General features: G+C 54.4%; 9 protein-coding genes. 7 read left to right on the top strand and 2 right to left on the bottom strand.

Annotation, left to right across the window (positions count from 1 at the left end; translation table 11 throughout):
* Nucleotides 1-251: 251 nt before the first annotated feature.
* The 7 genes from BN1123_RS22030 (at nt 252) to BN1123_RS17840 (ending at nt 4958) form a co-directional block, all read left to right on the top strand.
* Nucleotides 252-725: an acyltransferase family protein gene (locus BN1123_RS22030; RefSeq protein WP_412149815.1), complete on the top strand. Its 474-nt coding sequence runs from the start codon at nt 252-254 to the stop codon at nt 723-725.
* On the top strand, nt 613-1434 hold the full coding sequence (locus tag BN1123_RS21060) for an acyltransferase family protein (protein WP_268746129.1): 822 nt from the start codon (nt 613-615) through the stop codon (nt 1432-1434). The genes BN1123_RS22030 and BN1123_RS21060 overlap by 113 nt, the downstream gene beginning before the upstream one ends.
* A 313-nt stretch (nt 1435-1747) precedes the next feature.
* Nucleotides 1748-1939 (top strand): tail fiber assembly protein, encoded by a 192-nt coding sequence (locus BN1123_RS21875; protein ID WP_224212363.1) that lies wholly within the window; start codon nt 1748-1750, stop codon nt 1937-1939.
* Complete coding sequence (locus BN1123_RS21870; protein WP_224212362.1) at nt 1936-2454, top strand: hypothetical protein; 519 nt, start codon at nt 1936-1938, stop codon at nt 2452-2454. The genes BN1123_RS21875 and BN1123_RS21870 overlap by 4 nt, the downstream gene beginning before the upstream one ends.
* Complete coding sequence (locus BN1123_RS21865) at nt 2408-2785, top strand: hypothetical protein (RefSeq protein WP_224212361.1); 378 nt, start codon at nt 2408-2410, stop codon at nt 2783-2785. The genes BN1123_RS21870 and BN1123_RS21865 overlap by 47 nt, the downstream gene beginning before the upstream one ends.
* The gene (locus tag BN1123_RS17845; RefSeq protein ID WP_042028676.1) at nt 2782-3351 is read left to right on the top strand and encodes a baseplate complex protein; all 570 of its coding nucleotides are present in this window, start codon (nt 2782-2784) and stop codon (nt 3349-3351) included. Before BN1123_RS21865 ends, BN1123_RS17845 begins: the two co-directional genes overlap by 4 nt.
* Entirely contained in the window at nt 3348-4958 is a 1611-nt protein-coding gene (locus BN1123_RS17840) for a hypothetical protein (RefSeq protein ID WP_042028675.1), read from the top strand. Before BN1123_RS17845 ends, BN1123_RS17840 begins: the two co-directional genes overlap by 4 nt.
* Nucleotides 4959-5618: 660 nt before the next feature.
* Here BN1123_RS17840 and nadS read toward each other — a convergent pair.
* Nucleotides 5619-5897 (bottom strand): NadS family protein, encoded by a 279-nt coding sequence (gene nadS, locus BN1123_RS17835; protein ID WP_224212360.1) that lies wholly within the window; start codon nt 5895-5897, stop codon nt 5619-5621.
* A gap of 7 nt (nt 5898-5904) precedes the next feature.
* Nucleotides 5905-6237 carry a type II toxin-antitoxin system RelE/ParE family toxin gene (locus BN1123_RS17830; protein ID WP_042028673.1) on the bottom strand — a complete coding sequence of 111 codons (333 nt, stop codon included), beginning with the start codon at nt 6235-6237 and terminating at the stop codon, nt 5905-5907.
* Nucleotides 6238-6379 lie beyond the last annotated feature (142 nt).

Below are 6379 nucleotides of genomic sequence, written 5' to 3'. Positions count from 1 at the left end.
TTGCTGGCTGATTTGGGAAACAACGCCGTGCAACCCCACCACTTGGTTAAACCCGTTGCGCAGCTTGAGCAGCCCCGCAATCCCATGTTTTGCTCGTGGTTGTGTTCTTCTATCTGCTCGCTTTTTAGGTTAATGTACTCTCGCTCTGTTGCTAACTCAACAATGTTGTTTCTTTGCATGTGAATATAATACATACTTAAATAAAAGAACTATAGGATACATTATTGATAAATCTTAATATTAAAAACTGGATGTGTAATTTCCGCCATAATAATACATTAGTTCAAGACAGTTTTAATATAGGGGTATTAGCATTGAATAATAAAGAAGATGAAATTCTTTCTTTGACTGGGTTGCGATTTGTTGCAGCGCTATATGTTTTTATATTTCATATCCACATTCGTTGGCCGGTAACAACGAACAGTTTTGTTAGCAACATTATTGGACAAGGTGCAGTGGGAATGAGTCTGTTTTTTATTCTCTCGGGTTTTGTTCTTGCTTATCGGTATGCAGGGCAGACGTTCAGAGTAAGTGAATACTTAAAAAATAGATTTGCTAGAATATATCCTATCTACGTCGTTGCAGCATTACTAACACTACCGTGGCTTGGGTTTGACATTATTGGCACGTCGATGGTTGACACATTTAAAGCAATTTGCAAAGTTTTTTTTAATTGTCACGTCGAATATATTTCTTGTTCAAGCATGGCTTCCTCAATTTTTTAGTTATTGGAATGATGGTGGTAGTTGGTCAATTTCTGTGGAGGCATTCTGTTATTTAATGCTACCTTTAATCCTTCCATATCTCTTGAGGGCATCAACGGAGAAACTGTTTTTAACGATAGCTATATTTTGGGTGTGGGCCACATTACCAGGAATTTCCGCCACTCTTTTTGATGCTCCGACTACCCCTGTTTTTTATTCTATGCCCGTTTTCCGTTTGCCAGAGTTTCTCGTCGGAGTGTGTTCTTTTTTGCTAATTCGTCGAGGCTTTATTTATCAGCATGGTGTATTGGCTCAGATTGTTGTTACCCTTTTCTTTTTATTTTACCTTGGTTTTGTTGGGTCAAGAATGTCTCATTATGTTGGTCATAATTGGATTGTAATTCCTGTAGTTGCCTTTATGATCTTCTCATTATCAAACAACAAAGGAATTATATCTTTAATTTTGTCTTCGCGTATTTTTGTTTGGTTAGGAAAAATCAGCTACTGCTTTTATTCTTTCCAAGCATTTATTATCTTATTGATGATTACCTATCACGCCAAGTTGGTGGAGATAATCCCAGTCCTTTCCAATAACATTGTTTTAATGGTGGTATCGTTTTTTGTGTTAGTGGCGATATCTGCTGCAGCATATTATTTAATTGAAGAGCCAGCTCGCAAATTCATTAGACTGAAGGGTGGACGTGTTGGAATGCCAATATCTCAGTCTTGACTGATATTACTAGATGAGTTCAGGTCGTTCATTTGACTGTTAATCTAAGTAAAGTAAAAGCCCAAACGGGCTTTTACTTTTTTGACTCACATGTTAGCAGTTATAATAGCCGACATGGGGAAACCGGGATAAAACCGCCATCTCTCTGATTGTGTGATTTGCTCACCTACCTGATTGCGAAGTGCCATTTTCGGCAACGCCAGATGACTCTGCAGAGCATGGTCGGGAACTTTATACCCGAGCCCTTTTTGGCGAATTTGGTCCCGTGGGCGAAATTACTGAATCCCCACCCACCGAAGATGAACAGCTTGCGGTGTTAGACAGCAAACTGAAGCACGCCGCGACAACCATGGCACCGCTGGAGGATGCCGACAAACTGGGCGTCATCAGCGAGCGCGAGAAGGTCCAGCTCACCGCCTGGCAACACTACCGGGTCGCCCTCTATCGCTTGCCACAAAGCGAAGGATGGCCCACCGATGTCACCTGGCCGGATGCCCCGCAATGAGTTGGACGCAAGGCACGCTGCGTTGGCCGGCCAGCACCGAGACGATACACTCCCGCGCCAGCGGGGTACTTGGCCAACGGCCGGAAAGCCAGGCAAGCGCGGTGGCCCGCTTGCAAGCACTGGCACCCAGAGCGCAATACCGCCCCACACCAATCAGCCAAGCAGCTTCCGCGCTGGCAGGTCTGCGGGCAGAACTCGATCGGCTGCTGGTAACCGGCCGCTGCCTGACCGTGACACCCTATCAGCATGGGGTGGGTCAGCACCAGGGCAACCAGTACAGCCTCGCCTCCCCCAAGGCGGTGGCGACCCTTGCCGCCAAGTTACAGGATGGGGCAGATCCGTTGCTGCCGACTGGCCAGCTGCACGCCATCGCCTGGCTGGTTACAGGCAACAGCGAAACCGCACTGGCCGATGCGTTGGCTCAGCTTTGTGCCATCCTGCCGCTGCCTCACGGCCAACAACGATGCCATGAGCAAACCCACCGCCGACAAGGTGCCACGCTGGAAAGCCGATGAGCCGCTGACATGGGCCCCGCTGCGTCCTGCTCGCTCGCAGCTCGGGGCGGAGATCGCCCAGCTGGAGAGCCTGGCACAGGGGGCCACCACCCCGATCGCCCAGTTGGCCACCCTGGCAGAACGTCGGTCTGCCAAGCTGGCCAAGCTGGAGCAAGCACTCGGCCAGCTGACGACCATCAGTGGCCAGTTGTGGCAGGGGCAAGGCGATGCGGCAAGCCTGGCCGCCCAGCTGAACCAGAGCAGCCCGCCGGACCACAGCCACTGCATGACGGTCGGCGCCCTGCTACTCTCCCCCTCCCCGCTCACCTTCTGGCAGGAGTTAACCCGATGAGCAAAACAGCCATGCTCACCCTGGACGGTGAGCCGATTGTGATGAAGTCAATGCGGATCACCGCATCGATGCAGTTTCAGGACAAGGACAGCAGCGGCCAAACCAGCTCGACCAGCAGCTCGGAGCAAGGGGCCAAAGCCAAGGAGCTCGATATCTCGGGGCTTGTCCCTTTCAAGGACGAGCAGACACTGAGCCGGCTGTTTGAGCTGGCCGACGCCAAAGGCGATGGCGGCAAACGCCATATCTACCGGGTCGGGTCGCTCTTGGCCAAGTCGGTGAAGGTACGCCAGGCCAAGTTCGCCGGGCGCATCACTGCCAGCGAACAGGAGGGGCTGCTGGCCTGGCAGGTGCAGTTCACCCTGCGCGAGCACAACTCGGTGCCCGAGAAGCGGGAACAGCGGATGCCCAAAACACCGGCCAAGGTGGGCCAGGGTACCGCCAACACCAAGCCGATCCAGTCGGCAAACAGCAGCGACAGCAAATCGGCCTCAGAACAGGAGCAGCTGAGCTCCTGGGAGCAGGCCATCAAGGAGCTTGATAACAAACTGGGAGACCTGATGGCGTGAAACTCTCGACCAACCTGACCCTGGGCAGCCAACTGGCCAAACTCATCGATCACGATATCGTGCTGGATCTCTGTGCGGGCGGGCGCGCCGCCCTCACCATCGAGGGGGGCGCCGACAAGGGGCAAACCCTGACCGTGGATCTGGGCTACAACGGCGAGCTGCGGCGCTGGTTTACCGGATACGTGTATGACGTACAGCCCGCCAGCAATGGCGCCAGCAAGCTGCTGTGCCGCGAACTGGCCGGGATTTTGGGGAGTTCGTTTCCGGTCAGCCTTCAGCACGCCACCCTGCGCAGCCTGCTGGCTTGGCTGAGCAATCAGACCAAACTCACCTTTTTGCTGCCGGATGGGGCCGACTATACCGATCGGCCGATCCCCAACTTCACCAGCGCCGGTACCGGCTATCAACTGCTTAACAACGCGGGCCGCGCCTTTGCGGTGCCGGATTTCATCTGGCATCAACAGCCGGATGGCGCCATCTTCGTGGGCAGTCACGCCCACAGCCGCTGGGCCGATCGGGCGGTTGAGCTGGATCCGGCCTTCTCTGGCCGCCAGGCGGGCAACACCCTGACCACGGCACCGATCCCGGCCATGCGCCCGGGCGCTATCGTCAACGGCAAGCGGGTGGTGCGGGTACGCCTCAAGGGCGACGAGATGACCCTTACCACGGCAACACCAGGTAAACCGGTAAAGTCGCCGGAGCGGCGCAAGATGGAGGGGGAGTTCCCGGAGCTGGCCGACCAGATGCACCTACCCAAGTTCGGGCGGGTCGAGGCCATCAGCGACAGTGCGGCCGCTGGCCAGCTCAATGATCCGTTTCGCCCCCGCTACGCGGTGGATGTGCAACTACTGGGGGAAGATGGTCAGCCGGACAAAGCCGCCCCACTCTATCGCGCCGTGCCGTTGCCGGTGATGTTCGGCGGTCCCGAGCAGGGGCTGCTGCAGTTCCCCATAGAGGGAACCATCGTCGAGCTGGGGTTTGCCTTCGGTCGTGCTGACCGGCCATTTATCCGCACCGTGCTGGGCTCGGACTGGCCGCTGCCGGATATCGCCCCGGGCGAACAGCTCCAGCAGCAACGGGCCGAAGTGTTCAGCCGCACCGATACCGTGGGCAACCAGCGCCGCCACACCGACCGCACCCAGCATGACAAGGCGCTACTGATGCACCGCGAGGCGGACGACTACCTGGGCGAGTTCGGCCAGCACCGGCTCAGCACTCAACAGCACAGCGTGGAACTGCTCGGGGCAATGAAGCGCATCGAGGCACTCGGGGCCATCGAGCTGCTAGCCGGTGATGACTTGGTGACTGGGTGCCTGGGCAATATGAGCCAGACCGCTGCGGGTGATCTGGTGGAGGTGATCGGCCAGTTGCGACGCAGTGTGGCCGGCGAGCTTCAGCACTTCGAAGCACCCCGTTCGTGGATGGGCACAGAGGGGGTGAACATCTTCAGGCTGCTGCTCCAACTGATGAACTTGGTGGAGCAACTGGCCGCCGCCACAGCATGTCATACCCACGGAGGCACACAGCCAACCAATGCCGGAACGTTCACAGACCAAAGCCAGCAGGCCGGAACACTGGCCGCTACCCTCTCCCCCATCATCGAGTAACCCACCAAGCAAAGGAGGCCCCACATCGTGGGGCCTCCTTCTATCTGCCTGACAGCGCCAGAGCATGGCCAGGGAAGGGCGCCGCATGTAGGGGCACCATCAGGCAGGCGAGCATCATACGTGAAGTACAGCGCCGCTCACAGCCGTCAGCGCACTGCAACGACGCCCACGGGCGCGTCTGCGCCACGGAATCCGCGCTCATCCGCTCCCGCCTGCGGGCTTCACCAGGAAAATTTTTTGCAAAAGTGAATTACCGCAAAACCATATGCCCAGACCGCGCCAGATAAAGGATCCACAAGGCGTTGAGGATCTGAAATGAAGGATCTTTTTTGCAAGGATTTACAGTTTGAAGAGGGTCGGAATAACGATGGTGAAAATGTAAGTTGTTGAATGTATTGGGTAGGCCGTACATTCCGTGGGAATTTGAATGGACGGCGAGGATCTGCGTCGTTGCTTTGAGTTGGCCGAAAAACTCTTTGTTTCAGCTAGTTAGATATGAGGATGATGATCTGATAACTGAAATTTTGAAAAAGTATGAACCGTGATGTTTAACCGAGACCGTCATCGAAAACAGGCTTTTATGCCGTCATTCCCGCCATCAAAAAACAGAAGAGGCTCGCACCATGGAGCCTCTTCTCGATCTTTTTCGTCATTCCACCTTTAGTGTGCGGCCAGCTCACTGTAGAGATCGGGCTTTTCTTGCATAAGCGTCAATACCTTCGCGGCCAATCCAGTCGGATTGCGACGCCGGGTTTCCCAGCTTTTGACTGTATCAACGCTCGTTCCCAGCGCCTGGGCAAACTCCTGCTGCGATACCTTGAGGGCCAGACGAATAGCCTTGACGTCAGCGACCTCGTATTTTGTCCGTGCGGCAGGCTCTACGCGACCCTGCTTGATCTCGACCGCCTCTTCAAGAGAGGCTTTCAGTTCGTCAAACATGTTCATATCAAACCTCGCCTTTCAGTAACGTGGTCAATTTCTTCAACTCTGCTTTTTCTGCGGTGGTGAGGCTCTCTTTCTCACTCTTCGCATAAGCCAGAACCAGGTATATCGTCTCAACGGTCGCCAAAAAGTAGATCACCCTGGCACTGCCGCTTTTCCCTTGCTGGCCTGTTGCCATGCGAACTTTTCTCAGGCCACCAGTACCTTGGATTAAATCGCCTTTTTCTGGCTGGGCAATCAGCTCTGCCTGTAATGCTCTGAGCTCATCGTCTGTCGCCAGGGCCTTTATCTGCCTAGTGAAGATCGACGTCTCTATAAATTCAATCGCGTGACTCACGCATCACTCACTCTGAACACCCTACATCACGGTGTACATAGTACACGCAGCCAAATCAAGAAACAACACAGCTTTTTTGCTGTCGCCACTTTGTCGCCATTTTGCCAAAAACAAAAAGGCCACTATCGCTAGTGGCCTTCGT

It is taken from the genome of Aeromonas enteropelogenes (genome assembly GCF_000819845.1).
Lineage (GTDB): Bacteria > Pseudomonadota > Gammaproteobacteria > Enterobacterales > Aeromonadaceae > Aeromonas > Aeromonas enteropelogenes.
Note: the sequence above shows the minus strand (reverse complement) of the source record. Positions and strands in the feature narration are given on the sequence as shown.